The sequence below is a fragment of the Aminobacter sp. MSH1 genome, assembly GCF_003071665.1.
Lineage (GTDB): Bacteria > Pseudomonadota > Alphaproteobacteria > Rhizobiales > Rhizobiaceae > Aminobacter > Aminobacter niigataensis.
In genome coordinates this window covers 1,467,878-1,494,048 of record NZ_CP026265.1, presented here as the reverse complement: position 1 = coordinate 1,494,048, position 26,171 = coordinate 1,467,878, and the positions used below count along the sequence as shown (strand labels likewise).

Sequence of the window (26,171 nt, the reverse complement as noted above, 5' to 3'; positions counted from 1 at the left end):
AGACATGACCGTAAGAGTTGCCATCAATGGTTTCGGCCGCATCGGCCGCAACATCGTGCGTGCGATCTATGAATCGGGCCGCAAGGACATCGACGTCGTTGCCGTCAACGACCTCGGCCCGGTCGAGACCAACGCCCACCTGCTGCGCTACGACAGCGTGCATGGCCGCTTCCCGCACGAAGTGAAGGTCGAAGGCGATTCCATCAACATCGGCAGCGACAGCTTCAAGGTCACTGCGATCAAGGACCCCTCGCAGCTGCCGTGGAAGGAACTCGGCGTCGACATCGCGCTCGAATGCACCGGCATCTTCACCTCGAAGGACAAGGCCTCGGCGCATCTGGCCGCCGGCGCCAAGCGCGTCATCGTCTCGGCGCCCGCCGACGGTGCCGACCTGACCGTGGTCTACGGCGTCAACCACGACCAGATCACCAAGGACCACATCGTCATCTCGAATGCGTCCTGCACCACCAACTGCCTGGCCCCCGTCGCCATGGTCCTCAACAATGCCTTCGGCATCGAAAAGGGCTTCATGACCACGATCCACGCCTACACCGGCGACCAGCCGACCCTCGACACCATGCACAAGGACCTCTACCGCGCCCGTGCAGCGGCAATGTCGATGATCCCGACCTCGACCGGTGCAGCCAAGGCCGTCGGCCTGGTCCTGCCGGAACTCAAGGGCAAGCTCGACGGCGTCTCGATCCGCGTGCCGACCCCCAACGTCTCGTGCATCGACTTCAAGTTCGTGTCGAAGAAGAACGTCACCGTCGACGAGGTCAACGCGGTGCTCGTCGCCGCCGCCAACGGCCCGCTCAAGGGCGTCCTCGCCTTCACCAACGAGCCGCTGGTTTCCATCGACATGAACCACAACCCGGCCTCGTCGACCTTCGCGCTCGACCAGACCAAGGTCATCGAGGGCAACCTCGTCCGCGTCATGTCCTGGTACGACAATGAGTGGGGCTTCTCCAACCGCATGGCCGACACCGCCGTCGTCATGGGCCGTACCATCGGCTGATTGCAGCCGCCCGACTTGGGCGGCAAGCTAACCCATTGGCAACGCCCGGCTTCGGCCGGGCGTTTTCATTTTGCCGCAACGCAAAAAACTTTGGTCCAAGCCGGCAAAAATCCATTCTTGCTTGCACATGGCCTTTTCTTCGCCGCACTCTCCACCGACGCAGCTAGAAGCAGCTTCGTGGGCGGGTCGGCATGGAACAGGCGGTATATCTAGTCACGCTGGTCGGCACCGCGTTGGTGGTGGCCGCGGCGTTTTCGAGCCTGATCGCCTTCCGCTTCGGCGCCCCGCTGTTGCTGCTTTTCCTTGGCATCGGCCTCGGCTCCGGCGTCGACGGCCTCGGCATCGTCTTCGACAATGCCCACATCGCCTATTTCGTCGGCGCCATAGCGCTGGCCGTCATCCTGTTCGATTCCGGCTTCGGCACGTCGGTCGGCGTGTTGCGCCAGGCCGGCCTGCCCGCGCTCACGCTGGCAACCATCGGCGTCGGCATCACCACGGTCATCTTCGGCATCGCCGCCTATTATCTGACCGGCTTCACCTGGCTCGAATCCTTCCTGCTCGGCGCTGCCGTCGCCTCCACCGACGCGGCCGCGGTGTTCTTCCTCCTGCGCGCCGGCAACATCAACCTGCGCGAACGCGTCCGCTCGACGCTTGAAATCGAGTCCGGCACCAACGACCCGATCGCCATCTTCCTGACCATAACCCTGGTCGAGATCATCGCACTCGGCGCCAAGCCCGATGCCGACCTGCTGCTTGTCGATCTCGTCGTCGGCTTCATCGTCCAGATGATCCTGGGCGCGGCCATCGGCCTGCTCGGCGGCTTCCTGATCGTCAAGCTGGTCGAGCGGCTCAACCTCGACCGCGGCCTGCTGCCGATCTTCGTGCTCACGCTGTCGCTGCTGGTCTTCGCCGCCGCCGGCGCCGTCGGCGGTTCGGGCTTCCTCGCCGTCTATCTTGCCGGCCTCGTCGCCGGCAATTCCGACATCCGCGCCGTCTCCACCCTGAAACGCTTCCAGGACGGCATGTCCTGGCTCGCCCAGATCATCATGTTCCTGGTGCTTGGCCTGTTCGCCACGCCTTCGCAGTTCCCCGCGATCCTGGTCTCGGCGCTCGTGCTCGGCCTGTTCCTGATGTTCGTCGCCCGCCCGGTCGCGGTCTGGCTCTGCCTCATCCCGTTCAACATCCCGCGCCAGGAAACCGCCTTCATCTCCTGGGTCGGCCTGCGCGGCGCGGTCTCGATCCTGCTCGCCATCACGCCGCTGCTGGGCGGGCTGGAGAACGGCCGGGCGATCTTCAACATCGCCTTCATCATCGTGCTGACCTCGCTGGTCATCCAGGGCTGGACGGTCGGACCGCTCGCCCGCCGTCTCGGCCTCATCGTGCCGCAGCGCTACGGCCCGCTCGACAAGGTCGAGCTCGAACTGCCCGGCTCCGCCCACCACGAGTTGCTTGCCTATCGCGTCGTCCCTGGATCACCCGTCGCCAAGGGCCAGCGCATCCCGCGCTGGGCGCGGCCATCGCTGGTCGTGCGCGACGGCCGCTCCATGCGCTTCCAGGACATGGGCCGCCTGCAGGCCGGCGACAACGTCTACATCTTCGTACCCGACCGTTATCCGCGCCTGCTCGACCGGCTGTTCGCCAGCCGCGCCGAGGTCGATGCCGAGGACGAGGATTTCTTCGGCGCCTTCACCGTCGACCAGACCCATCTCGCCGGCGAACTCGAAGCGGTCTACGGTGCCGCCATCAGGGAAGAAGAGCGTAAGCTCACCATCGCCGACCTGATCACGCAGCGGCTGCGCGGCCATGTCGAGTATGCCGACCGCGTCTCCCTAGGCCTGATCGACCTGATCGTCCGCGACGTCGACGAAAAGGGCCGCATCGTCTCGGTCGGCCTGTCGATCGAACCCGCCCCGCCTCCGCCGACGGTTCCGGTCTTCCTCAGCGCCGGCGAAATCCGCGACCGCATCAGCCGCTTCTTCGCCAAGCGCCCAGAGAGGGCCCCGGCCAAACCAGCCGCCGCACCGGCGACGACGTCCGAGGGCCTATCCGAGGACGCTTGAGGCGAATGCACAATGTCGGCGACCAGTTCCAAATAGACGACGGGGTGCCGCGTTGGGGCAGATGGTAGTGGGACGTGATCTGCCGTCCTCAGAACGTGATTGTCACGGAAGTTGCGCTTCGGTTCGCTTCGCCATGATAGACGGCTTCGATGTTGTTGCCCGCAGGGTCGATCAGGAAAGCGGCATAGTAGCCGGGATGGTAGGCTCTCTCGCCCGGCGGACCATTGTCGCTGCCCCCGTTCGCCATGCCGGCAGAATAGAATTCATCCACCATGGCCCTGCTTGCGGCTTGAAACGCCAAATGATGACGACCCGTGGGCCGGCCTTGTACCGCGGCGCTGTCCAGCGACGAAATGAACAACTCATCGACCCAAAGATCGTCCTCCGAACTCCCTCCGATGGGGATGTTCAGCGCGCCGAAAACGGCCTCGTAAAACCGTCGGCAAGCAGGAAAATCTTCGACTGCCAAACCAATATGATCGATGAGACGCCCGCGATGCAGCTCGTTCTTTTGCATCCGTTCCTCCTCTTGCTGCCAACGACAGCATACGGACCTGCCACCCCTCCGTTCTGGATTCTTGCAGAGGCAGTACGGCAATGCAATTCGCAGACCTTTTGGCGTCGTGGGAACGCCCCGACCTGGAAACGACTATGCGCATCTGCCAGCCGGACGCCCACCTGCCAAATTTTCCCGCCCCCCAACCCCCACAAACCTTGCATCCGCGCTGACGCTGGGTATGGTCCGCGCGATCTCCAAAAGGGAAAGGGAAACCCCATGGCCGCCTTCAAGACCCTCGACAACATCGGCAGCGTCGCCGGCAAGCGGGTTCTCGTCCGCGTCGACCTCAACGTCCCCATGGCTGACGGCAAGGTTTCCGACGCCACTCGCATCGAGCGTGTCGCCCCCACCATCACCGAGCTTGCCGGCAAGGGCGCCAGGGTCATCCTGCTCGCCCATTTCGGCCGCCCCAAGGACGGCCCCGACCCGGCGCTGTCGCTGGCACCCATCGCTACCGCCACCGCCGAGGTCATCGGTCGCCCGGTCGGCTTCGCTGCCGACTGCATCGGCGAGAAGGCAGCCGCTGCGGTGTCGGCCATGAAGGACGGCGACGTCCTGCTGCTCGAAAACACCCGCTTCTACAAGGCCGAGGAAAAGAACGACCCGGCCTTCGTCGAACAGCTCGCCGCCAATGGCGACATCTTCGTCAACGACGCGTTTTCGGCCGCCCACCGGGCCCATGCATCCACCGAGGGCCTCGCCCACAAGCTGCCGGCCTATGCCGGCCGCACCATGCAGGCCGAGCTCGAGGCGCTGGAAAAGGGCCTCGGCAACCCCGTCAAGCCCGTCGTCGCCATCGTCGGCGGCGCCAAGGTCTCGACCAAGATCGACCTGCTGATGAACCTGGTGAAGAGGGTCGACGCGCTGGTCATCGGCGGCGGCATGGCCAACACCTTCCTCGCCGCGCGCGGCACCGATGTCGGCAAGTCGCTCTGCGAGCACGACCTCGCGACCACCGCCAAGCAGATCATGATCGAGGCCGCAGGCGCAGGCTGCGCCATCATCCTGCCGTCGGACGGTGTCATTGCCCGCGAATTCAAGGCGGGCGCCGCCAACGAGACCGTCGCCATCGACGCCGTGCCGGCCGATGCCATGATCCTCGACGTCGGCGAAAAGACCGTTGCTACGATCAATGAGTGGATCGATCGCGCCGCAACGCTGGTCTGGAACGGCCCGCTCGGCGCCTTCGAGATCGAGCCCTTCGACAAGGCGACGGTGTCCGCCGCCCGGCACGCGGCCGCCCGCACCAAGGCCGGCAAGCTCGTCTCCGTCGCCGGCGGCGGCGACACGGTGGCCGCCCTCAACCATGCCGGCGCTGCCGACGACTTCACCTATGTCTCGACCGCCGGCGGCGCCTTCCTCGAATGGATGGAAGGCAAGGAACTGCCCGGCGTGGAAGTGCTCAAGGCCTGAGCCGCGGCAACACCTTTGGCGCCGGACACCAGGGGCGGGTCGAGATTCGGGTCAGGCCGAGCCGAAAATGGTGAGGGACGAGAACCGGAGCGGAGCGTACATTCAGGTACGTGAGCACCGGAAGCGCAGGCCCTCGCCATTTGCAGGCCGGCCTCACCTGGAGCTAAACCGATTGAAATAATTTCAATCGGTTATAGGCTACCCCCCGGCATTCCGTTCCCGGGACGCTTCTGCTATGCGCCCGGTGCATCTGTTATGGAGGTATTTGTATGAGCGAACGTCTCGAAGACATCGCAGTCGCCATGGTGGCGGGTGGCAAGGGCATTCTGGCTGCGGACGAAAGCTCCGGCACCATCAAGAAGCGTTTCGACGTCATCGGCGTCGAGTCGACGGCCGACAGCCGCCGCGACTATCGCGAGATGATGTTCCGCACCACCGAAGCGATGACCAAGTATATTTCGGGCGTCATTCTCTACGACGAGACCATTCGCCAGAGCGCCGCCGACGGCACCCCGCTGGTCGAGCTGATCAAGGCCGCCGGCGCCATTCCCGGCATCAAGGTCGACGCCGGCGCCAAGGCGATCGTCAATTTCCCCGGCGACACCATCACCGAAGGCCTCGACGGCCTGCGCGAACGCATGGCCGAGTACTACAAGCTCGGTGCCCGCTTCGCCAAATGGCGGGCCGTGATCGACATCGACACGACCAGGAACGTGCCTTCGGCCTATTCGCTCTCGGCCAACACCCAGGCGCTCGCCCGCTATGCCGCGCTCTGCCAGGAAGCAGGCATCGTGCCGATCGTCGAGCCGGAAGTGCTGATGGACGGCACCCACGACATCGACACCTGCTACGACGTCACCAAGGCGACGCTGGTCAAGCTCTATGACGAGCTCTACGCCGCCCGCGTCGTGCTCGAGGGCACCATCCTCAAGCCGAACATGGTCATCTCGGGCAAGAAGGCCGCCAGGCAGGCTAGCGCCGAAGAGATCGCCGAAAAGACCATCAAGCTGTTCCGCGAGACGGTTCCGGCTGCGGTCCCGGGCATCGCCTTCCTGTCGGGCGGCCAGTCCGACGAGGAGGCCACCGCCAACCTGAACGCCATCAACGCGATTGGCCCGCATCCGTGGAAGCTGACCTTCTCCTACGGCCGCGCGCTGCAGGCAGCGCCGCAGAAGGCATGGTCGGGCAAGACCGAGAACCTCGGTGCTGGCCAGGCCGCCTTCACCCACCGCGCCCACATGAACCACCTGGCCGCCCTCGGCCAGTGGAAGTCCGGGCTGGAGAAGGCGGCTTAAGCCAAGCCTTCAGGCAAGAATGCGAAAAAGCCCCGGAGCGATCCGGGGCTTTTTGTTTGTCGAGGGCCGGCAGCCGTTTCGTTCCCGCTCATGGGCTCGAACCACGATTCACGCCTTCAAAGGGCGGTGTCCTACCATTAGACGAAGCGGGAATATGCTCTGGTTTCTCAGCAAATCATCGTAAGCGCGGCCTGTCGAGGGGCCGAAAGCCAACCCAGCGCCCCCCAAAAACCTCAATCCTGATACGCATACGACGCGCACATGTCGTCGCTGCTCTCCGGTGGCTCGTCGCCGGTAAACACCGCAACAATCGTCAGGCCTTCGCCGCCGGCCCAGTTCGCCAGGTAGGTCACGTCGCCCGCGCCGCACAGCCGATTGCCGTTCTCCAGTTCGGGGTCCGAGGGATCCTCGATGCTGTAGACCGACGCATTGACCCGCTCTCCGTCGACGACGAAATGGTCGCCCAGCAAGGCGGCGAACGTCAGGGATTCGCCATTGGCGAAGGTGATGCCGAAATCATCCATGGAAATGTCGCCGGTGATGCTCTCGGCAGTGGTGCTGAAAGCCTGGTAGCGGTCGCCCTCGGCAGATGCTGGAGTAGCCACGGCAGCCAATAGCCCAAGAGCCGCAGGCAGTATCAGTTTGCTGTTCATTCTTCCCTCTCGTGGGGCTCGGCGGTCTGGCGCGGCGCGCACGGAATACCCTGTCTCAATCCGAGCGTATCAATTCCGTCGCCACGCCAAGCGGCGCGCGCTCGCGCCAGAAATAGTGGAGCGCCGCCGTTAGGGCGATCACGTACTGTGCCCCCAGTATCGCCTGCGTCGTCGTGAATGGCAGCGAAAACCGACTCACCGTCGTCATGGTCAGCACGACCACGAACATCCAGAAGACGGCGCGCGGCCGGTAGGCGTCGAACGTCAGGTCACAGGCGAGCCGCGCCGCCCAGATGCCGGCAACAGCGCCGAGCACGGAGCCGACGAGCTGGATGACGTTGGGCCGGACACCGCCAAGCAGCCAGTCGATCGCGAAGGCAAAGGCATCGGCGGCCACGGCCAGCACCGCAACGGCAAGGAACGAGCCGAATACGTAGACCACCAGTGCCACCACCATGGCGCCCATCGTCTGTGGTCCGAACCAGACCTGTGCCGCACCGCCGGTGTCCATTGTATTTCCCGCCCGCCCGTTCGCGGCTATTTTCACAGTTGACGGAAGCTCGCGTTCCGTCAATCTGGCATGATCCAACAGCGCGGCGGCCGCAACAAGCAAGCCTGTGCATCCCCAGTTGTTACGTGCCTCGCTTCCCCCGCCGGTTTGGCGTATGAGCAGCCATGGAAAATATCAGATTTGAAACACCCGTCACCGTAAAGAGCGATCCGGCCGGCACCCCGCTCATCCTCCGCACAGCCAAGGAGGCGTCGGCCTTCCTGCTCAACAACTGGCCCGGCAAGCGCGGCCCCAAGCACCGCGCCGCCCTTCAGGCATGCTCGGATGCACTGTCGGGCGAAAGGCCGGTCATGGCCGCGCGGCGTGCTTTCATCGCAGCCGTGCGCGACGCCAACGTCCTGATCAGCGACAAGGACTGACCGCCGGCGCGTCGACCGTAAGCAAGCTCAACGCTCTCGATGCCGGTTCAGGGTGTTCCCAACCTCAGTCCGGCTTCAAACCCACCGAAAGTTCGGTTTCCGCTTCAGAGGTCGTTTCGGCCTCTGTCCCGGACTTGCGCTCCTTGGCTTCGGCCTTGGCCGCAAGCTTCGCGGCCTGCTTCTCTGCCTTGGCGCGATCACGGTCCCTACGTTCCTGATTGTAGTTGGTCGGTCTGGCCATGAGTATCCTTTCTTGGTCATGCCTGCCTGGAGCATGATCCCGAACCGAAGCTCCGCCTACGGGAAACCGGCTCGGAAAAAGACCATGCCCACACAACAGGCTAGAGCCTGTTCCATCCCGATCTCGGGGATGGAAAGGCTCTAGGGCGATACGCCCCGGAACACAACCTGCCTGTCGCCGCACGCGCCTGACGGCATCGGGCCGGGGATACCCAGGCGATTGTTCATCGCGGCCCCCCGGCAATCTGCTCATGTATTGCTTGAAAGCACGTATCCAGGTCGCGATGCAGGCGTTCGCTGGCCGCTCTGCCGGTCATATCCTCCAAAACTCGGTCACGGGCTTCGTCGGCCGACTTTCCGTGGAAGGCCGCAGCAAGCAGGTTTTGCAGTAGCTCGAACATCGCAGCTTCCAGGTTTGTCTCGTCATGAGACAACACATGAAGCGGCGGAGCGTTCCATCCAGCCAGGTCGCGCCCCGGCACGGCCCGACGGGACGGTGCCTAGTTTTCCTGGACCGAAATGCCCGTTTCGTCGATGCGCAGCTCGACGCCCTTGGGCTTGGTCTCTTCGCGGAAGATGTAGACGCCAAGCGCAATCACGGCCACGGCCAGGGCGCCAATGATGAGGTAGAGAGTGTTCTGCTTCATTCGGCCGTCGTACCGGCATGCAGCCGTCAAGTCCAGCAGGCCGGACACGCCGATCCGGGCAACGTCCCATTCCGGCACAGATCCGGCTGGCACGCCGCGTGCATGGCATGGCTAGCCGGCGATGGCCGGAGCCTGATTTGTTTCAAATCAGGTAAGGCCCGCTGGGGTTGGGATGGGGTTTTGCCCCGGCGGGCCCCCCATCGCTGTCGCATCGGCTCTTGCCCGCACCCATGGTGACGATGCATCCTCGCCGCCATGCCGGAGCCATATCTGCTCTTCACCGTCGTCGGTGCGGTCTTCGTCCTTGCCGGGCTGGTCAAGGGTGTCGTCGGCCTCGGACTGCCGACCGTTGCGATGGGGCTGCTCGGGCTGGTGATGCTGCCGGCCGAGGCGGCGGCCATCCTGCTCTTGCCCTCCTTCGTCACCAATGTCTGGCAGTTGCTGGCCGGCCCCGATATCTCTGCGTTGCTGCGCCGCCTCTGGCCGATGATGCTTGCCGTCTTCGCTGCCACCCTGGCCTCCACCGGCCTCATCACCAGCAGTTACACCGCCATCGTCACAGCGGGGCTCGGCCTGGTGTTGCTCGCCTATGCCGCCCTCGGCCTGCTCAGGCTGCGTATGGCAGTGCCCGGCTGGGCCGAGCCGTGGGCAGGCCCGGTCGTCGGTGCGGCGACCGGAGTGATGACCGGCGCCACCGGTGTCTTTGTCATTCCGGCCGTGCCCTATCTCGGCGGGCTCGGCCTTGGCCGCGACGATCTCGTGCAGGCCCTGGGCCTGTCGTTCACGGTCTCGACGATCGCCCTCGGCATCGGCCTGTGGTGGAACGATGCCGTGCCGCTCCAGTCGGTCGGCACATCCGCATACGCCATCGTTCCGGCATTGGCTGGCATGTGGCTGGGTGGCTGGCTGCGCGGCCGCGTCGAGGCGGAAACCTTCAGGCGCTGGTTCTTTGCCGGACTCGCCCTGCTCGGCGCGCACATTTCATGGCAGGGCCTCGCCCCGGCTTTCTAGTGTCCGAGCAGCGCCGTGATCGAGATCGCGGCCAGCGCCAGCACGGCCAGCTTCCAGAAATCGCGGCGCTGCCTCAGTCCCGGCAAACCAAGCGGCTTGAGGATCTGGATCGCCATGATGGCCAGGATGATGAGCGACAGCGCCTTCGACATGCAGCCTTTGATCAACTTCGCGCGCCCCTGTCAAAGTGCAGCCGGCAATCTGCTATCGTTGCCGCCATGCAACCGAGCCCGCGCCAATGGACGCACTACACCGGGCGAATACCCGAAGTGCGCAAAACCGCATCGGAATATCGGTCGAAATGGGGTTTGCTGGCCGGCACTTAAACCAAGGTCAAATGGACGCCCCGTCGGCAACGCGGGTACAAGGCTAGCCAACGAGACGCCCTGAAGGGCCGACATCCTGGGAAGGAGACGCCATGCCATCTCGCTATCACGAGGTCTATGACGGTTGGGTCAGCAACCCCGAGGCGTTCTGGGCCGAGGCTGCAGGCGCCATCGACTGGTTCAAGCCCTGGGACAAGGTCTTCGATGCCGAGGGCGGCGTCTACGGCCAGTGGTTCTCCGGCGCCGAGTGCAATACCTGCTGGAATGCGCTCGACCGCCATGTCCAGGGCGGGCGCGCCGAGCAGGTCGCCCTCATCCACGACAGCCCGATCACCGGCACCCAGAAGAAGTTCACCTATGCCGGCGTTCTCGCCGAGGTTAACGCGCTGGCAGCCGTGCTCGCCGACCAGGGCGTCGGCAAGGGCGACCGCGTCATCATCTACATGCCGATGGTCGCCGAAGCCGCCTTCGCCATGCTCGCCTGCGCCCGCCTGGGCGCCATACATTCGGTGGTGTTCGGCGGCTTTGCCGCCAAGGAACTCGCCACCCGCATCGACGACGCCACGCCGAAGCTGATCATCTCCGCCTCCTGCGGCATCGAGCCGGGCCGCGTCATCGCCTACAAGCCGCTGCTCGACGGCGCCATCGAACTCGCCACCCACAAGCCGGAGCACTGCATCGTCCTGCAACGGCCGCAGCTGACCTGCGACCTCATCCCCGGCCGCGACCTCGACTACACCGAGGCCGTCGGCGCGGCCAAGGCCGCCGGCCGCAAGGTCGAATGCGTGCCGGTTCTCGCCACCGATCCGCTCTATGTGCTCTACACCTCCGGCACCACCGGCCAGCCCAAGGGCGTCGTCCGCGACAATGGCGGCCACATGGTCGCGCTCAAATGGACGATGGAAAACGAATTCGGCGTCAAGCCGGGCGAGGTGTTCTGGGCCGCCTCCGACGTCGGCTGGGTCGTCGGCCACTCCTACATCGTCTATGCCCCGCTGCTGCACGGCGCCACCACCATCCTGTTCGAGGGCAAGCCGGTCGGCACGCCCGACGCCGGCACGTTCTGGCGTGTCATTTCGGAACACGGGGTCGTCGCCCTGTTCACCGCGCCAACCGCCTTCCGCGCCATCAAGAAGGAAGACCCGCAAGGCACCTTCGTGCCGCAATACGACCTGTCGAAGTTCCGCACTCTGTTCCTCGCCGGCGAGCGCGCCGACCCCGAAACCATCAAATGGGCCGAGCTGAAGCTCGGCGTGCCGGTCATCGACCACTGGTGGCAGACCGAGACCGGCCACCCGATCAGCCAGAACCCGGTCGGGCTCGGCCTGCTGCCGGTCAAATACGGCTCGCCCTGCGTGCCGATGCCGGGCTACGACGTGCGCGTGCTCGACGATGCCGGCCATGAGGTCGGACGCGGCACCCTCGGCAATGTGGTGGTCAAGTTGCCGCTGCCGCCCGGCTGCCTGCCGACGCTGTGGCATGCCGACGAGCGCTTCTTCACCGCCTACCTCGCCGAGTTCCCCGGCTACTACAAGACGGCCGATGCCGGCTTCGTCGACGATGACGGCTACCTCTTCATCATGGCCCGCACCGACGACATCATCAACGTCGCCGGCCACCGCCTGTCGACCGGCGGCATGGAGGAGGTCGTGGCCGAACACCCCGACGTCGCCGAATGCGCCGTCATCGGCATCGCCGATGCCATGAAGGGCCAGATCCCTTGCGGCTTCATCGTGCTCAATTCCGGCGTTGCCCGCGACACCGGCGCCATCGAGAAGGAGGTCGTCGGCCTGGTCCGCAACCGCATCGGCCCGGTCGCCGCCTTCAAGACGGTCGTCACCATCAAGCGCCTGCCCAAGACCCGCTCCGGCAAGATCCTGCGCGGCACCATGCAGAAGATCGCCGACCGCGAGGACTGGAAGATGCCTGCTACCATCGACGATCCCGCCATCCTCGACGAAATCACGGAAGCGCTCAAGGCGAGGGGCATCGGCGTCTAGCAGGCGTTCAAAAGGCGCTCGCCGCAGGGCGGTGAGCGATCCATCGGCTCCGACGAGATTCGGAGGGGTGACAGTGCGCGGCGACGGGTCAACAATGGGCATGCCAGGGAGGCAGCCATGAGGAGCGACACCGAATATCTACGTCTCGCCGTCGAGATCGCCACCGAGAGCCGGGCAAGCGGCAATCATCCCTTCGGGGCGCTCCTGGTCGGGCCGGAGGGCGACGTGCTCATTTCATCGGGCAACACCTACGCGCAGGATCGCGGCGTTGGCCACGCAGAGGCAAACGTGGCCCGCGCGGCCGCGCAGCAATACGACCCGACCTTTCTTGAGCGATGCACGATGGTAACCTCGGTCGAGCCGTGCTGCATGTGCGCCGGGGCCTGTTACTGGGCTGGCATCGGCACCGTGGTCTACGGACTCAGCGAAAGGCGGTTGGCCGAGCTGACTGGGGACAACCCGGAGAATCTGACCCTCGATCTGAGCTGTCACCAGGTGTTCGCCGCCGGTCGGCGCCATGTAGCGATCCGTGGCCCAATCCCTGAACTCGAAGAAGAGATCGTAAACGATCACAAGGATTTCTGGTGACGGAACCCATCGTGGTGACGTGACGGGTGTCGATGAGAGGACGTAGCCTCTGCCGCGCCATTGGTTCCGCTTCTTCGTGCTTCGGCAAGCGGCGCCGGTTCCGGATGCCTTGCTCACAGGAGCGACACGTCAGTAGCCCACTTGATGAGTCGTGAGCTTGCCGAACGATCCACCCACCAGCGCGCTTGGCGCTGGATGCAGCCGGCCCAACCCTCCCCACAGATTTGGACGCTGTGCCATTGCCTGCACGCCGGGCTCGGGGCAAGTTGCCCCCGGAATGGCATGAGGGGCACTGAAGATGCTGCGGAACTGGGTCGTCAGGTACTGGTATTCGTTTTCGACCACCGGTCTGCTGTTGGGAACGCTGTTCTTCGCCGCGTCGCTGACCCCGACGCTGATCCCGCGCAACTACCTGACCCAGGGCGTGCTCTCGGGCCTTTCCGCCGCCGTCGGCTATGGCTGCGGCTTCTTCCTGCGCTGGCTGTGGCGCTACCTCGAACTGCCCGAACTCAAGGCGCGCATCCTGATCGGCGGCAAGCTTGTCGCCGCCGTCGCCTGCGGCATCGTTGGCCTGGTGTTCCTGTGGCGCGCCTCGGAATGGCAGAATTCGATTCGCAGCCTGATGAAGCTCGACCCTGTCGACACCGCCCACCCGCTCGAAGTCGGCGCCATCGCGCTCGTCACCTTCATCGTGCTCGTGGCGCTTGGCCGGCTGTTCAAGCTGACGCTGATCTTCGTCTCCGAAAAGCTGCGCCGTTTCGTGCCGACGCGTGTGTCCTACGTCATCGGCACCACCATTGCGGTGCTTCTGTTCTGGTCGGCGGCCGACGGCATCATCTTCCGTTACGGGCTGCGCGTGATGGACAGTTCGTTCCAGCGCCTCGACGCCCTGATGCCGCCGGAGACGCAGCAGCCGACCGAGCCCGGCAAGACCGGCAGCGCCGCATCCCTGGTCCGCTGGCAGGATCTCGGCCGCATGGGCCGCTCCTACATCGCCACCGGCCCGAGCGCCGCAGACATCGGCAATCTCACCGGCAAGCCGGCCATGGCGCCGGTCCGCGTCTATGTCGGGCTTCAATCGGGCAGCACGCCGCAACAGCGCGCCAGGCTCGCATTGGAGGAGCTCAAGCGCGCCGGCGGCTTCGAACGCTCGACGCTCGTCATCGTCACGCCCACCGGCACCGGCTGGGTCGACGAACAGGCCATCGACCCCATCGAGTTCCTGCACAACGGCGACGTCGCCAGCGTCGCCACGCAATATTCCTATCTCGCCAGCTGGCTGTCGCTGCTGGTCGAGCCCGGCTACGGCGCCGACCAGTCGCGCGCTTTGTTCTCCGAGGTCTACGGCCATTGGCGCACCCTGCCCAAGGAAACACGGCCGAAGCTCTACCTGTTCGGCCTCAGCCTCGGCGCCTTGAGCACCGAGCTTTCCAACGAGTTGTTCGAGGTCCTTGGCGATCCTTATCAGGGCGCGCTGCTCAGCGGCCCGCCTTTCGCCAGCCGCATCTGGCGCTCGATCACCGACGACCGCAATCCCGGCACGCCAGAATGGCTGCCCGCGTTCCGCGACGGCTCCTATGTCCGCTTCACCGCGCAGAACAACGCGCTCGACATTCCGGGCGCTGTGTGGGGGCCACTCAGGCTCGTCTACCTGCAATATGCTAGCGATCCAATCACCTTCTACGAAACCCACTCGCTCTACCGCGAGCCGGACTGGATGAAGACCCCGCGCGGGCCCGACGTGTCGCCTGAACTGCGCTGGTATCCGGTCGTCACCTTCCTGCAACTGACGCTCGACCTCGCCATGGCGACCACCGCCCCGATGGGCTACGGCCACGTCTATGCCGCCGAGCACTACATCGATGCCTGGATGCAGGTCGCCGACATCAAGGACTGGGCGCCTGGCGACATCGCCAAACTGAAGCAGCATTTCATCGACGCCCGCAAATGACGCGGGTCAGCGGATGAGGTCGGCCACCTTGGCGCCGAGTGCTGCGATCAGGTCGTCGGGGCGCATGCAGATCTGCAGGCCCCTCTGGCCGCCATTGAGGTAGATCTCTTCCTCCAGCGTCGCCATCTCCTCGACCGCGGTCGGCACCTGCTTGCGCTGGCCGAAGGGACTGATGCCACCGACCTTGTAGCCCGTCAGCCGCTCGGCATCGACGGGCTTCATCATCTGCGCCGCCTTGCCCCCGAAGGCGGCAGCGACCTTCTTCATGTTGATCTCCTGGTCGGAGGGCACCACCACGCAGGCCGGCTTGCCGTCGACCTCGACCATCAGCGTCTTGAGCACGACGCCAGGCGCAACCCCCATCGCCTCGGCCGCCTGCAGCCCGACGCGCTCGGCACCGGAATCGTAGTCGTAGGTGGCAACGGCGAACGGGATGCCCGACTTGGTCAGCGCGAGCGTGGCGGGAGTGGTCTTCGACATGCCCCGTTGTGCAACAGCGCCCCGGCATTTCGCAAGGGCGCGGTTGCGGCAATGGCAGCAACGGGGTGGAAAGCTGACGGTCCGCTTTTGGGTCCACAGGCGGCAAGAAGGACCTAATCCGATGCCGCGAACCGCACATTGCGCCGCGCAATAGACGGCTCCACCGAACCTTAACCAGTGTCCGCCAAATATGCACAAGCTCAATTTATGCTCCTTGACAGTAAAACGACCCGAAAATAGACACGCATCCAGGTCCGCAGGGTGACCTGCCGCTCGCATGGCGTTTTCGCCAGTGGTTAAGCCCCTGCATTAGACAAGCTGATCGCCATTTCCCCCTGGGGCAGTTGGAGCGATGGCAATGCGAGCCCCATCAAAATCATCCTACTTGCCCATGACGGGAGTTTTTGATGAGCGACCAATCGTCGTTGGCGGCTGAGCCGAAAAATTCATTCTTGCGTGGATCGATCCGATCCGTCTTCATTCGAACCTGCCTGCCAATCATCGTCGTGACGACGATAAGTGGCCTGCTGACCGTGGTCGATGCCATGTTACTAGGCGCATTCGTGGGGGCTGATGCCCTGAGCGCGGTGACGTTGGTGTTTCCAATCTCGATGTTACTGGTGGCTGTCTCGACTATGGTCGGCATCGGCATGGCCAGCATATTGGGTCGCCGACTAGGTGCCCAAGACATGGATGGGGCAATCAATACCTTTGCTTCCGCACAGGGGCTTGCCGTTGCTGTCGCTGCCTTGGCAATGCTGACTTTTTTTGGACTGGGTGCCCATATTGTCAGTTTGGTTGCGGGCGGTAACGTCCACCTCGGTGAGATGGGGTGGACCTTCCTTGCCATTTCATTTGCTACCGCACCGGCAGGGTTTCTACTCTCTGTGCACGCCGACGCGCTGCGCATGGAGGGTCGGGTTGGCTTCATGGCTATGGCAGGCGTGTTGGTGACACTAGCCAATATCGGGTTCAACGGATTGCTGATCGGAGTGTTTGATTTTGGAGTAGCTGGGTCAGCCTGGGGTACGGCCCTGGCGCAGGTATTGGGGCTGGGTATCGTGGTCGTCTATCGCATGAGCAGCAGGGCAGTTCTGCCGATGGTCGGTTTGAGATACGACCGTGAATGGCGAGAAATGCTGACTCTTGGCGCACCGCGCAGCCTCAATTTCATCGGTATTTCGCTCAGCTCGGCGGCGGTGCTGTACGCCCTGCAACGGCTGGAGCTGCCGCAGTCCGACATGACTATCGCAGCGTATGGGGTGGTGATGCGCTTGATGACATTTGCCTTCCTGCCGCTGATGGGTATGAGCCTGGCCCTGCAGGCAATTGTCGGCAATACGGTAGGTGCTGGACAGGATGAACGGGCAAAGCAGACGCTTTACTTTTCGCTTGGCGTGAGCGTCGTTTATGGCCTGCTAGTGCAACTCCTGCTGCTTGGTGGACGCGACTGGCTGGGCGGACTTTTTGTGCCCGATGCCCTTGTTGGGCTGGAAGTGGCACGCATTGTTCCGCTGTACCTTGCAGCGTATTTCGCTTTCGGCCCGGTAATGATGGCCGCCAGTTATGCGCAAGCTATAGGCAGGGCGCGGGAAGCCGCCATCCTCTCGCTGGGGCGGGCATATCTGTTCGCAATTCCACTGACCTTTGCCTTGCCCTACATTTGGGGTGAGACCGGTGTATGGATCGCCGCTCCAATGGCCGATATCTTGATGCTGACGCTCAGCGTGTTGGTCTGGTGGCGTGCCGGCATTTATACTTCGCGAAAGGCCGGCCACTTAGGATCAAACTCGCTCACTCCATAATGTGGGGTTATGCGCCGCATTGCCTGATGGACTACTATTGCTGACCACGCCGACGCCTTGCGACGAAAGGCAGCTTTAGGGATTTTGCAATCTACTTACGAATGACCAACATGAGGTCGAGAGCCGGCGCCATCAGTCCTGACATCACCGCCCATTGACTAACTCATACCCGATTGGCTATGAATAATTCATAGCCAATCGGGTATGAGTTAATGTCTGAGCTTCAGGACGCGATCTTCCGCGCGCTTTCCGATCCCACCCGTCGCGGGCTGTTCGAGCGTCTCTGCCGCGACGGCGATACGTCAGTCGTCGGGCTGCTGGCCGGGGCCGGCGTCTCGCAGCCGGTGGTTTCCAAGCATCTCAAGGTCCTGAAGGCCGCAGGCCTCGTGCGCGACCGGCACGAAGGCCGCTACACCTATTACAGCGCCGAGCGCGAGGCGCTGAGGACGCTGGTCGACTGGACGACCGAGATGACCGGTTTCTGGCACGACCGCTTCGACGATCTCGACAACCTGCTGAGGAGGATGGACCAATGACAGAAACGATGGAAACGACGCGCTCGGTCGTGGTCGAGCGCGATTTTCCCTATCCGCCGGAAAAGCTCTGGCGCGCCCTCACCCAGCCGCATCTCATCGCAGAATGGCTGATGAACAACGACTTCACTCCCGAAGCCGGCCGTCGCTTCACCCTGTCCGCCGACTGGGGACAGGTCGATTGCGAGGTCGAGACGGTCGAGCCGAACCGCGCGCTGTCCTACCGCTGGGATACCAAGGACCTGCGCAGCATCGTCACCTGGACGCTCGCCCCCACCGCCACCGGCACCAGCCTGCGCATGGAGCAGCGCGGCTTCACCACCGCCCAGAAGTCCTATTTCCAGGGCGCAACTGTCGGCTGGCCGCGCTTCATCGCCCAGTTGGGCGACGTCGTCTCGAAGCTGGACTGACCATCGCCTCGCCGGCACCGTCAATCGAATCCGGGAGCTTGCCATGAACTCTGTGATCCGCACCGTCCATCGCTGGACCTCGCTCGTCTTCAGCCTGGCCGTCGCATCGATCTTCGCCGGCATGGCCATCACCACCCTGCCCGAGTGGTTCTACTATCTGCCCCTGCCGCCGCTCTTCGTACTGATCCCGACCGGCATCTACATGTTCTTCCTGCCCTATCTCGGCGGCCAGCGAAACGCCGCGCCTGCATCGAAGGGCAGCGCCTGATGACCGCAAAGGAACCCGCCCAAGTAAAGCTCCTGTCCGGCGGCAATCCGCAGATCGCCAAGGGCTATGGCCACGCCGTCGTCCAGTCCTATATCGACGCAATGCCCGGCTGGAAGCAGGACGTCGGCCGCCGCCTCGACACTCTGATCACCGAGGCGGTCCCCGATGTGGTCAAGGCGGTGAAATGGAACTCACCCTTCTACGGCATGGAGAAGGATCTCTGGTTCGTCGGCTTTCACTGCCTCACCAGATACGTCAAGGTCGCGTTCTTCAAGGGCGCACACCTCTCGCCGCTCCCACCCGGTACGTCGAAGCAGGCGAATGTGCGCTATCTCGACATCTACGAGGGCCGCCCGTTCGACGAGGCGCAGCTCTCCGACTGGGTCAGGCAGGCCAGCGCCCTGCCCGGCGAGAAGATGTGAGGCGCACTGTCCTGAGCGAGCACGCGGGAACTGCAATGACCGTCAGCATCCGGCCGGCCCGCGCTGAGGAAAGGGATACCCTCGGCGCGCTCAAGCTGCGGTCTTCGCTGGCCTGGGGAGATCATGTCGAGGAACTGCAGGCGCTGCCGGAGGCGAGAGAGGTCCCGGCCGCACACCTGCCGCATGTCGTGGTCGCCGAGATCGCCGGGGAGATCGTCGGCTTCGTGACGGTCCTCCCTGACGACGTAGCCACTCTGGCCGAACTGGAAGATCTCTTCATCGCGCCGGAGGCATGGCGAAAAGGCATCGGCAGCATGCTCCTCGCCGAAGCCGAACGCCGCGCCGCAGCACTCGGCGCACGGTCGCTACGTGTTGTGGCCGGCGCGCGGGCTCGCCCGTTCTACGAGGCTTCTGGCTTCCGGTTCGCCGGAACCGTTGCGACGGATCTGGCGCCCGCTGTCCGGCTGCGAAAGGATCTTGCCTAGGTTTGCAATCGGTGCCGGACGGGCACGCTCTGCTGGCGATGCCCGACAGCAGTCACCCTCGCCGCGCCGCCTCGATCGCGGCGACGTCGATCTTCCTCATGTCCATCATTGCCGCAAACGCCCGTTTTGCCTCGGCGCCGCCGGCAGCCATCGCATCGGTCAGCACGCGCGGCGTGATCTGCCAGTTGACGCCCCACTTGTCCTTGCACCAGCCGCAGGCGCTCTCCTGCCCGCCATTGCCGACGATGGCGTTCCAGTAGCGGTCGGTCTCCTCCTGGTCGTCGGTGGCGATCTGGAACGAGAAGGCTTCGTTGTGCTTGAACACCGGCCCGCCGTTGAGGCCGATGCAGGGAATGCCGGCGACGGTGAAATCGACCGTCAGCACGTCGCCCTCCTTGCCCGAGGGATAGTCGCCCGGCGCGCGGTGGACGGCGTGTACTGCGCTGTCCGGAAAGATCTCGGCGTAAAAGCGGGCCGCATCCTCGGCGTCCTTGTCGTACCACAGGCAGATCGTGTTCTTGGCGATGGCCATTGCGCGTTCCTTTCGCTTGGGAGCCAGTTAACCCGCCCGCACCCTTCCGACATAGGGGGACAAGGGCCTTTGTCCACCCCCGGAAGCCGTGGCCGAAAAAACCGGGTAACTTGTCGGGAGCCGCCCCGGTCATTCGTCCTGTGGAGACAAAGCGCAAGGACTGGATACCTTGGCCATGAGAAAAACCCACAATCACGCGCATCGGCACCATCATGCAAACACGGGAGCCTTTCGATGACCCCCACCATCACGGCATTTGAACGCTCGCCCGACCGCGGCAAGGGACAGGCACGTGACATGCGTGTTCGCTGGGCGCTCGAGGAAGTAGGCCAGCCCTACGACGTCCGTCTTGTCTCGTTCAGCGAGATGAAGCAGCCCACCCATCGTGCGCTTCAACCGTTCGGTCAGATTCCGACCTATGAGGAAGGCGATCTCGCCTTGTTCGAGTCAGGAGCGATCGTGTTCCATGTCGCGCAGCGTGCCGGCCTGCTGCCCGAGGATGCAAATGCGCGTGCGCGCGCCATCACATGGATGTTTGCCGCGCTCAGCACGATCGAGCCGCCGATCCTCGAACGGGAAAGCACAGGGTACCTGGAGCGCGACAAGACCTGGTACGCGGAGCGCCTGCTCATGCTCGAGGATCGCATCCGCAACCGGCTGGGCGACCTTTCCCGTCGCCTTGGCAAAGCCGACTGGCTCGACGGCGCGTTCAGCGCCGGCGACCTCGTGATGGTGGGCGTGCTGCGCAGATTGAACGGATCGGGCCTGCTCGAGGAGTATCAGAACCTCTCCGCCTATGTCGCCCGCGGCGAAGCGCGGCCGGCCTTCAAGCGTGCTTTCGATGCCCAATTGGCGGTTTTCACCGCCGCATCGTCAGGCTGATCGAGGCTGCTCCGGGGGCCCTATCACCCGCGTCCTACGCCGGCTGCACCTCGATCGTCACATGCGACAGGTCGTGGATGTGGGCGAGCTTCGACTTGTAGCTCTCGGGCGTCGCCGGCGCGCTCGATTTCAGCGCCACGATCGCCGCGTGATGGCCGGGCCCCACCTGCCAGACATGCAGGTCGGTGATCACATCCCTGTCGGTCTCCACCGCCTCGCGGATCTCATCGGGCAGGTCCTCACCCGAGGGCACGTAGTCGACCAGCACGCGCCCGGCATCGCGGATCAGCGTCCACGACCAGCGCGCGATGACCACCGCGCCGACGATGCCCATGGCCGGGTCGATCCATTGCAGCCCGTAGATCGCCCCCATCACCAGCGCGAAGATGGCGAGCACCGAGGTCAGCGCATCGGCCAGCACATGCACATAGGCGGCACGCAGGTTGTTGTCGTGCCCATGGCCATGTCCATGAGCGTGGTCGTGGTCGTGGTCGTGGCCATGCCCGTGATGGCCGCCATCATGCAGCAGCCAGGCGCTGGCGAGGTTCACGGCCAGCCCGACCACCGCGATGATCGCCGCCTCGCGAAAACTGATCGCCACCGGGTTCATCAGCCTGTCCACGCTCTCCCAGCCTATGTAGATCGCCACGATCGCTAGGATCACGGCACTTGCGAAGGCGGCAAGGTCGCCCACCTTGCCGGTGCCAAAGGTGAAGCACGGGTTGTGCGCCTGCCGCCGCGCGAACACATAGGCAAGGGCCGCGATCAGCATCGCCGCTGCATGGGTCGACATGTGCCAGCCGTCGGCCACCAGCGCCATCGAGCCGTAGATCGTGCCGGCGACGATCTCGATCACCATCATGGCAGTCGTCAGCACGATCACCAGCATCGTCCGCCGCGCGTTGCGGTCGTGACGCTCGCCCAGGAAGACATGGCTGTGCGCCGGCTCGAACGGTTGGTCATGGTGATGGTCATGCCCGTGATGGTGGCCGTGCGGATGGTCGTGGCTCATTTCAGATAGGTCCTGATGACGTCGATCAACTCTTCGCCGCCGCGCTGGCGCTCTGTAGCATCGGCGGGGGCGAGCACGTGGTCGCGGATGTGGTCTTCCATCAGCTCGGCGGTCAGCCCGCCAACGGCGCCGCGCACCGAGGCTACCAGTTGCAGAACGTCGGCGCAGCCGAGCTCGGCCTCCAGCGCCCGCTCCACCGCCTCGACCTGGCCCTTGATGCGCCGCACCCGCGCAAGCAGCTTGGCCTTTTCCTTGATGACATGCGACATCGCACCCTCGCTATAATATAGGGGGGTATCCTATTTCTCCCCGCACTGATTGGCAATGCCCCGGGATCGCTGGTTCCGCCACTGCACGCGAGCCGCCCGTTGACCGCGCCCGCCCTTCCCGCCACTGTCCGCCACTGGAATCGCCTCGCGGCAACAGTGACAGGAGCGGAACATGAGGCTCGACGGCAAGACGGCAATCGTCACGGGCGGCGCCAAGGGCATCGGTTATGCCGTTGCCGAGCGCCTGCTCAGCGAAGGCGCACGCGTCGTCATCGCCGACATCGACCAGGAACAGGGCGACGCAGCCGAGCGCGACCTCGCCAAGCTCGGCAAGGCGCGTTTCGTCCGCGCCGATGTCGGCAAGCGCCTCGACGTGCACAATCTGGTGGCCTCTACGATCGACGCATTCGGCGACGTCGACGTTCTGGTCAACAATGCCGGCATCGATCACCAGGCCAATTTCCTCGACCTCACCGAGGACGATTTCGACCGCGTGCTCAGGGTCAACCTCAAGGGTGCCTTCCTCGCCGGCCAGGCTGTGGCCCGGATCATGGTCGAAAGGGTCACGGCCGGTGGTGCGCCGGGCTCGATCGTCAACATGTCGTCAGTCAATGCCGTGGTCGCGATCGCCGACCAGGTGCCCTATGCCGTGTCCAAGGGCGGCATCGCCCAGCTCACCTCCGTCATGGCGCTGGGCCTTGCGCCCTACGGCATCCGCGTCAACGCCATCGGCCCCGGCTCGATCTCGACCGACATGCTGGCGCGCGTAAACGCCGACCCGGCAGCCATGGCGCGCGTCCTGTCACGCACGCCGCTCGGCCGCATCGGCGAGCCCGGAGAGATCGCCGCGATCGCCGCTTTCCTGGCTTCCGACGACGCCAGCTACATCACCGGCCAGACCATTTTTGCCGATGGCGGGCGGCTCGCGCTCAACTACACGGTGCCTGCCAAGAGCTGACCGAGGGCGGCAGGCGGGCTTGTTGGAATGCAGAGTGAGACAGGCCTGAACTGAATCTCGATACGCCGACCGGCTCCTGACAGAGGGCTGTCAGGAGGGCTGTGCGATACTCCTCCCGTAAACGAATTGGAGGATCAGTCATGAGCTCGTTCAACCCCGACATCTTCCGCGCGGTCAGGCACTATGCCGGCAAGATCAGGACCATCCACAACGAGATCCGCACCGAGCGATTCCTGAACTCGCTCCCCGCCGATCTTCGCAAGGACATCGGCTGGCCCGACCGCTTCGGCTCGCGCCGAGCCGAAGGCAACTGACAGGGCTGGCAGGAAAGGACGCACCAATGACCGCCTCGAAAACCATCGGCGTTCTCTTCATCGAGGGCTACGCAGACTGGGAATACGGCATGCTTGCCGCCTCGGCGGTCGAGTGGTTCGGCGCACGCGCCATTGCGATTTCGCCGCACGCATCGCCGCTGACCTCCATCGCGGGCTTCCGCCTCGATGCCGCACGCGGTGCCAATCCGGCGGAAAACCAGGATCTCGATGCGGTTGCGGTCATCGGCTCCGACGGCTGGGCGGCGAAGGATGCACCAGACGTTTCGCCGCTGCTCAAGGCGGTGGCCGCGCGCGGCGGCGTGGTCGGCGGCATCTGCGCCGGCACGCTTGCGCTCGCCCGTGCCGGCCTCTTCGCAGACGTCGGCCACACCAGCAATGGCCGCGACTGGATCCTCGGCCATGAGCCCGCTTATGCCGGCGCTGCGAACTATCGCGATGTGGCGCATGCGGTTGCCGACAACAACATCGTCTCGGCGCCGGGATCGGCGCCGGGAACCTTCGCTGCGGCCTTCCTTGAGGCGCTCTATCCCGAGCAGGCCGGCCAGATCGGCGAGATGCGCGTCATGTTCGCGCGCGAGCATGCCATAGTCACGCGCGAACATGGTGACGGCTCCTGACAATACGCTGTCAGGAGGCCTGTGCGATGATAGAGTGAAGAGGTTCGCGTTCCGAGGTGCTTGGCTTTGCTCGGTGCCGAGTACGAGATGGCACGCCGGACCGGCTTTTTGACCACGCGCATTGTCATCGACGCCAGGCGCCCCCACTTGGCCAAGAACAGCGCGAGACCTTGAGGGGTAATCGATGAGACGCGCCGACAGGCTGTTCCAGATCGTACAGCATCTCCGAGGTGGCCGCCTGGTCACCGCGCACAAGCTCGGCGCGTGGCTCGAGGTCTCCGAGCGCACGATCTATCGCGACATCGCCGACCTGCAATCGACGGGTGTGCCGATCGATGGCGAGGCCGGGGTGGGCTACATGATGAGGGAAGGGTTCGACCTTCCGCCGCTGATGTTCACACGAGACGAAATAGTAGCCCTGGTTGCCGGCGCCCGCATGGTCCGCGCCTTCGGCGGTGCCGCCATGGCGCGTGCCGCCGACGAGGCGCTGGTCAAGATCGGTGCGGTCCTGCCGGACTCGGAAAAGGACCGCATTGCCCGCACCGAGATCCACACGCCGATGTGGGTCGTCTCCGACGCCGACCGCGAGGCGATCGACCTGATCGAGCGCGCCGTCGAAAAACGACAGGTGCTCAAGCTCGATTACAATGACGAGGCCGGCCGCGGCTCGGCGCGCGACGTGCGTCCGCTCGGCCTGTGGTTCTGGGGCAAGGTCTGGACGCTGATCGCCTGGTGCGAGATGCGCAACGATTTCCGCGCCTTCCGCATCGACCGCATCGCCTCTGTCGACTCCGCCGGCCGCACCTTCAAGCCCGAGCGCGGCAAGCTGCTGGTCGATTATTACCGTAGTGTCGAACGCAGCGAATCCTTTGGCACTCCCGATCGCAATTCCCGCGGCTGACGCATCCTCCCAGCGTCAGCCTCTTGAAAAGCCCGGCCAGAAGCCGGGCTTTCTTTTGCATTGGCACAAGCGATGATCAGGCCCGCATCCTTGATGTTGGGAAGGGTTCAGTCCAGTTGGGGCGCGCCGAACAGTCCGGCAACAGGAGACATCGCCGACATGAACATGGACATCCACGAGATCAACGGCGCCTGCCACTGCGGCACGGTCCGCCTGCGCGTCAGGCTGTCGGACGGCCTGCGCAGCGCGCGGCGCTGCACTTGCTCCTACTGCCGCATGAAGGGCGCCGTCGCCTTGTCGGCCGACCTTGGCGGCGTCGATGTCCTGGCTGGCGAAGAAGCGCTCACCATCTACCAGTTCAACACCATGGCGGCGAAGCACTACTTCTGCTCGAAATGTGGCATCTACACCCACCACCAGCGGCGGTCGAACCCCAACCAGTACGGTGTCAACGCCGCCTGCCTCGAGGGCATCAGCCCGTTCGACTTCACCGAGATCCCCGTCATGGACGGCATCAACCATCCCTCCGACCGGAAGGGCGGCACATCAGGGTCGGGAATCGCCGGTACGCTGAAATTCATCGCCACTGAATAGGTACCAACGCCAGCGTTGCAATCCGCGCGCCAGCGGCTGAACGCATCCTGCCGCTCAGCCTCGCCTGCTTGCCTTGACCATCCAGGCTCGTGCAGCAAGGCTGATCGGGCCCGTTGCCCCCAGGCGCTCGGCCAGCCGCGCCTTGAGCCTTGCCCTGTGATCCTCGGTCAGGCTCATGCAGTAGCCGGGTGCCGGACCAGCGCCCAGCGTGAACGGTTGCCAGAACGCCTCGAAATCCTCGAACCGGGTTTCGATCTCGACCGGCGCGATGGCAACCTCGCGCCAACCGGCCTCCCGGCACAGCGCCAGCAGCCCTTCCCTCGTGCAGAACGGAAACCGAACACCTTCGCCGAGCTTTGCCGCATCCGGATCGATCTCCACGGCAGCCTTCCAGAACGCGTGGATGAAACCGATGCCGCCGCCGGGATAGTCCCAGACATAGAACGACAGCAGGCCGTCCGGCTTCAGCACCCGCTGCATCTCCGCTAGTGCCGCCGGCCTGTCGGGAATGAAGTTGAGCACCAGCCCCGACGTGACGACGTCGATGCTTGCCGGCTGCGCCGGCAGCTTCAGCGCATCCGCCACCTCGAAACTGGCGCGCCCGTCGCCGATCGCTGCGCGGGCATGCGCCACAAAGTCGGCCGACGGATCGATGGACAGGATCGAGCGCGGCGCGGCACCTGCCAGTATGGCTGCCGTCAACGCGCCGGTGCCGCAGCCGATCTCCAGCCATGCGGCCTGCTCGGGCGGCGACAGCCAGGCGACGAATTTTTCGGCCACCAGCCGGCTCCACCGGCCCATGTAATGTTCGTAGCTGTTGCCGGCACTCCAGGCGTCGAATGCAGCGGAACCGCTCATCTCCCACCTCGATGTTTCAGGCGAATTTTCCTGAGACAACCATGCGCCCTCGCAAGCGGGCTCGGCAAATCAAAACACCCGGCCGCCGTCGGGCGCCCGGCCTTTCGGCCACGAAAAAAGCC

At 64.5% G+C, this 26,171-nt stretch carries 33 protein-coding genes and 1 tRNA gene; 21 read left to right on the top strand and 13 right to left on the bottom strand.

Annotated elements, in window-relative coordinates:
- Positions 1 to 4: 4 nt before the first annotated feature.
- A complete protein-coding gene (gap, locus tag CO731_RS07380; RefSeq protein ID WP_108606614.1) occupies positions 5 to 1,015 on the top strand; it encodes a type I glyceraldehyde-3-phosphate dehydrogenase in 1,011 nt (336 codons plus the stop codon).
- Positions 1,016 to 1,206: 191 nt separating this feature from the next.
- Complete coding sequence (locus tag CO731_RS07375) at positions 1,207 to 3,075, top strand: potassium/proton antiporter (protein WP_108606613.1); 1,869 nt, start codon at positions 1,207 to 1,209, stop codon at positions 3,073 to 3,075.
- A gap of 88 nt (positions 3,076 to 3,163) precedes the next feature.
- Here the strand turns inward: CO731_RS07375 and CO731_RS07370 are convergent, their stop codons facing one another.
- Entirely contained in the window at positions 3,164 to 3,592 is a 429-nt protein-coding gene (locus tag CO731_RS07370) for a VOC family protein (protein ID WP_108606612.1), read from the bottom strand.
- Between the two features lie 258 nt (positions 3,593 to 3,850).
- On the opposite strand from CO731_RS07370, the gene CO731_RS07365 reads away from it, so the two are divergent.
- Both CO731_RS07365 and CO731_RS07360 read left to right on the top strand, forming a co-directional pair.
- Positions 3,851 to 5,047 carry a phosphoglycerate kinase gene (locus CO731_RS07365; RefSeq protein WP_108606611.1) on the top strand — a complete coding sequence of 399 codons (1,197 nt, stop codon included), beginning with the start codon at positions 3,851 to 3,853 and terminating at the stop codon, positions 5,045 to 5,047.
- 269 nt (positions 5,048 to 5,316) lie between these two features.
- Entirely contained in the window at positions 5,317 to 6,342 is a 1,026-nt protein-coding gene (locus CO731_RS07360; protein ID WP_108606610.1) for a class I fructose-bisphosphate aldolase, read from the top strand.
- A gap of 81 nt (positions 6,343 to 6,423) precedes the next feature.
- Here the strand turns inward: CO731_RS07360 and CO731_RS07355 are convergent.
- From CO731_RS07355 to CO731_RS07345, 3 genes are all read right to left on the bottom strand, one after another.
- Positions 6,424 to 6,494 (bottom strand) — tRNA-Gln (locus CO731_RS07355).
- An 81-nt stretch (positions 6,495 to 6,575) separates the two neighbouring features.
- Positions 6,576 to 6,995, bottom strand: a complete 420-nt coding sequence (locus CO731_RS07350) for a hypothetical protein (protein WP_108606609.1) — start codon at positions 6,993 to 6,995, stop codon at positions 6,576 to 6,578.
- Between the two features lie 55 nt (positions 6,996 to 7,050).
- On the bottom strand, positions 7,051 to 7,506 hold the full coding sequence (locus CO731_RS07345; protein WP_108606608.1) for a hypothetical protein: 456 nt from the start codon (positions 7,504 to 7,506) through the stop codon (positions 7,051 to 7,053).
- Positions 7,507 to 7,670: 164 nt separating this feature from the next.
- Between CO731_RS07345 and CO731_RS07340 the strand changes: the two genes are divergently transcribed.
- The gene (locus CO731_RS07340) at positions 7,671 to 7,925 is read left to right on the top strand and encodes a DUF982 domain-containing protein (protein WP_108606607.1); all 255 of its coding nucleotides are present in this window, start codon (positions 7,671 to 7,673) and stop codon (positions 7,923 to 7,925) included.
- 64 nt (positions 7,926 to 7,989) lie between these two features.
- On the opposite strand, the gene CO731_RS28995 is transcribed toward CO731_RS07340, so the two are convergent.
- The 3 genes from CO731_RS28995 to CO731_RS07335 all read right to left on the bottom strand — a co-directional run bounded on the left by CO731_RS28995 (position 7,990) and on the right by CO731_RS07335 (position 8,812).
- Positions 7,990 to 8,166, bottom strand: a complete 177-nt coding sequence (locus tag CO731_RS28995; RefSeq protein WP_183262594.1) for a hypothetical protein — start codon at positions 8,164 to 8,166, stop codon at positions 7,990 to 7,992.
- 223 nt (positions 8,167 to 8,389) lie between these two features.
- A complete protein-coding gene (locus CO731_RS28630) occupies positions 8,390 to 8,566 on the bottom strand; it encodes a hypothetical protein (protein WP_159091583.1) in 177 nt (58 codons plus the stop codon).
- A 99-nt stretch (positions 8,567 to 8,665) separates the two neighbouring features.
- A complete protein-coding gene (locus CO731_RS07335; RefSeq protein WP_108606606.1) occupies positions 8,666 to 8,812 on the bottom strand; it encodes a hypothetical protein in 147 nt (48 codons plus the stop codon).
- Between the two features lie 255 nt (positions 8,813 to 9,067).
- On the opposite strand from CO731_RS07335, the gene CO731_RS07330 reads away from it, so the two are divergent.
- Entirely contained in the window at positions 9,068 to 9,823 is a 756-nt protein-coding gene (locus tag CO731_RS07330; RefSeq protein WP_108606605.1) for a sulfite exporter TauE/SafE family protein, read from the top strand.
- Here the strand turns inward: CO731_RS07330 and CO731_RS28990 are convergent.
- Complete coding sequence (locus CO731_RS28990; protein ID WP_183262597.1) at positions 9,820 to 9,975, bottom strand: hypothetical protein; 156 nt, start codon at positions 9,973 to 9,975, stop codon at positions 9,820 to 9,822. The genes CO731_RS07330 and CO731_RS28990 overlap by 4 nt on opposite strands.
- Positions 9,976 to 10,241: 266 nt before the next feature.
- On the opposite strand from CO731_RS28990, the gene CO731_RS07325 reads away from it, so the two are divergent.
- From CO731_RS07325 to CO731_RS07315, 3 genes are all read left to right on the top strand, one after another.
- On the top strand, positions 10,242 to 12,149 hold the full coding sequence (locus tag CO731_RS07325; RefSeq protein WP_108606604.1) for a propionyl-CoA synthetase: 1,908 nt from the start codon (positions 10,242 to 10,244) through the stop codon (positions 12,147 to 12,149).
- A gap of 117 nt (positions 12,150 to 12,266) precedes the next feature.
- Complete coding sequence (locus CO731_RS07320; RefSeq protein WP_108606603.1) at positions 12,267 to 12,737, top strand: nucleoside deaminase; 471 nt, start codon at positions 12,267 to 12,269, stop codon at positions 12,735 to 12,737.
- Between the two features lie 298 nt (positions 12,738 to 13,035).
- The gene (locus CO731_RS07315) at positions 13,036 to 14,688 is read left to right on the top strand and encodes an alpha/beta-hydrolase family protein (protein ID WP_108606602.1); all 1,653 of its coding nucleotides are present in this window, start codon (positions 13,036 to 13,038) and stop codon (positions 14,686 to 14,688) included.
- A gap of 6 nt (positions 14,689 to 14,694) precedes the next feature.
- Here CO731_RS07315 and ybaK read toward each other — a convergent pair whose 3' ends face one another.
- Positions 14,695 to 15,168: a Cys-tRNA(Pro) deacylase gene (gene ybaK, locus CO731_RS07310; RefSeq protein WP_108606601.1), complete on the bottom strand. Its 474-nt coding sequence runs from the start codon at positions 15,166 to 15,168 to the stop codon at positions 14,695 to 14,697.
- A gap of 407 nt (positions 15,169 to 15,575) precedes the next feature.
- Here ybaK and CO731_RS07305 point away from each other — a divergent pair, with 407 nt between their 5' ends.
- From CO731_RS07305 to CO731_RS07280, 6 genes are all read left to right on the top strand, one after another.
- Positions 15,576 to 16,973, top strand: a complete 1,398-nt coding sequence (locus CO731_RS07305) for an MATE family efflux transporter (RefSeq protein WP_108606600.1) — start codon at positions 15,576 to 15,578, stop codon at positions 16,971 to 16,973.
- A 212-nt stretch (positions 16,974 to 17,185) separates the two neighbouring features.
- Complete coding sequence (locus tag CO731_RS07300) at positions 17,186 to 17,509, top strand: metalloregulator ArsR/SmtB family transcription factor (RefSeq protein ID WP_108606599.1); 324 nt, start codon at positions 17,186 to 17,188, stop codon at positions 17,507 to 17,509.
- Positions 17,506 to 17,916 carry an SRPBCC domain-containing protein gene (locus tag CO731_RS07295; RefSeq protein WP_108606598.1) on the top strand — a complete coding sequence of 137 codons (411 nt, stop codon included), beginning with the start codon at positions 17,506 to 17,508 and terminating at the stop codon, positions 17,914 to 17,916. Before CO731_RS07300 ends, CO731_RS07295 begins: the two co-directional genes overlap by 4 nt.
- 43 nt (positions 17,917 to 17,959) lie before the next feature.
- Positions 17,960 to 18,184 carry a hypothetical protein gene (locus CO731_RS07290; RefSeq protein WP_245439662.1) on the top strand — a complete coding sequence of 75 codons (225 nt, stop codon included), beginning with the start codon at positions 17,960 to 17,962 and terminating at the stop codon, positions 18,182 to 18,184.
- A complete protein-coding gene (locus tag CO731_RS07285) occupies positions 18,184 to 18,606 on the top strand; it encodes a DUF1801 domain-containing protein (protein ID WP_108606597.1) in 423 nt (140 codons plus the stop codon). Before CO731_RS07290 ends, CO731_RS07285 begins: the two co-directional genes overlap by 1 nt.
- A gap of 35 nt (positions 18,607 to 18,641) precedes the next feature.
- Positions 18,642 to 19,091, top strand: a complete 450-nt coding sequence (locus CO731_RS07280) for a GNAT family N-acetyltransferase (protein WP_108606596.1) — start codon at positions 18,642 to 18,644, stop codon at positions 19,089 to 19,091.
- A gap of 52 nt (positions 19,092 to 19,143) precedes the next feature.
- On the opposite strand, the gene CO731_RS07275 is transcribed toward CO731_RS07280, so the two are convergent.
- Complete coding sequence (locus CO731_RS07275) at positions 19,144 to 19,617, bottom strand: VOC family protein (RefSeq protein WP_199914613.1); 474 nt, start codon at positions 19,615 to 19,617, stop codon at positions 19,144 to 19,146.
- Between the two features lie 240 nt (positions 19,618 to 19,857).
- Between CO731_RS07275 and CO731_RS07270 the strand changes: the two genes are divergently transcribed.
- Positions 19,858 to 20,505, top strand: a complete 648-nt coding sequence (locus CO731_RS07270) for a glutathione S-transferase family protein (RefSeq protein WP_108606594.1) — start codon at positions 19,858 to 19,860, stop codon at positions 20,503 to 20,505.
- 34 nt (positions 20,506 to 20,539) lie between these two features.
- Here the strand turns inward: CO731_RS07270 and dmeF are convergent, their stop codons facing one another.
- Both dmeF and CO731_RS07260 read right to left on the bottom strand, forming a co-directional pair.
- Positions 20,540 to 21,517 carry a CDF family Co(II)/Ni(II) efflux transporter DmeF gene (dmeF, locus tag CO731_RS07265; protein WP_159091582.1) on the bottom strand — a complete coding sequence of 326 codons (978 nt, stop codon included), beginning with the start codon at positions 21,515 to 21,517 and terminating at the stop codon, positions 20,540 to 20,542.
- Positions 21,514 to 21,786: a metal/formaldehyde-sensitive transcriptional repressor gene (locus tag CO731_RS07260; protein WP_108606593.1), complete on the bottom strand. Its 273-nt coding sequence runs from the start codon at positions 21,784 to 21,786 to the stop codon at positions 21,514 to 21,516. Before CO731_RS07260 ends, dmeF begins: the two co-directional genes overlap by 4 nt.
- Before the next feature lie 172 nt (positions 21,787 to 21,958).
- On the opposite strand from CO731_RS07260, the gene CO731_RS07255 reads away from it, so the two are divergent.
- From CO731_RS07255 to CO731_RS07240, 5 genes are all read left to right on the top strand, one after another.
- Positions 21,959 to 22,744: an SDR family oxidoreductase gene (locus tag CO731_RS07255; protein WP_108606592.1), complete on the top strand. Its 786-nt coding sequence runs from the start codon at positions 21,959 to 21,961 to the stop codon at positions 22,742 to 22,744.
- Positions 22,745 to 22,884: 140 nt separating this feature from the next.
- Complete coding sequence (locus tag CO731_RS28985) at positions 22,885 to 23,058, top strand: hypothetical protein (protein WP_199914572.1); 174 nt, start codon at positions 22,885 to 22,887, stop codon at positions 23,056 to 23,058.
- A gap of 26 nt (positions 23,059 to 23,084) precedes the next feature.
- Positions 23,085 to 23,696: a DJ-1/PfpI family protein gene (locus CO731_RS07250; protein ID WP_108606591.1), complete on the top strand. Its 612-nt coding sequence runs from the start codon at positions 23,085 to 23,087 to the stop codon at positions 23,694 to 23,696.
- Positions 23,697 to 23,880: 184 nt separating this feature from the next.
- Complete coding sequence (locus CO731_RS07245; protein WP_108606590.1) at positions 23,881 to 24,597, top strand: YafY family protein; 717 nt, start codon at positions 23,881 to 23,883, stop codon at positions 24,595 to 24,597.
- A 159-nt stretch (positions 24,598 to 24,756) separates the two neighbouring features.
- Positions 24,757 to 25,191: a GFA family protein gene (locus CO731_RS07240; RefSeq protein ID WP_108606589.1), complete on the top strand. Its 435-nt coding sequence runs from the start codon at positions 24,757 to 24,759 to the stop codon at positions 25,189 to 25,191.
- Between the two features lie 54 nt (positions 25,192 to 25,245).
- Here the strand turns inward: CO731_RS07240 and CO731_RS07235 are convergent, their stop codons facing one another.
- Positions 25,246 to 26,049, bottom strand: a complete 804-nt coding sequence (locus tag CO731_RS07235) for a class I SAM-dependent methyltransferase (protein WP_108606588.1) — start codon at positions 26,047 to 26,049, stop codon at positions 25,246 to 25,248.
- Positions 26,050 to 26,171 lie beyond the last annotated feature (122 nt).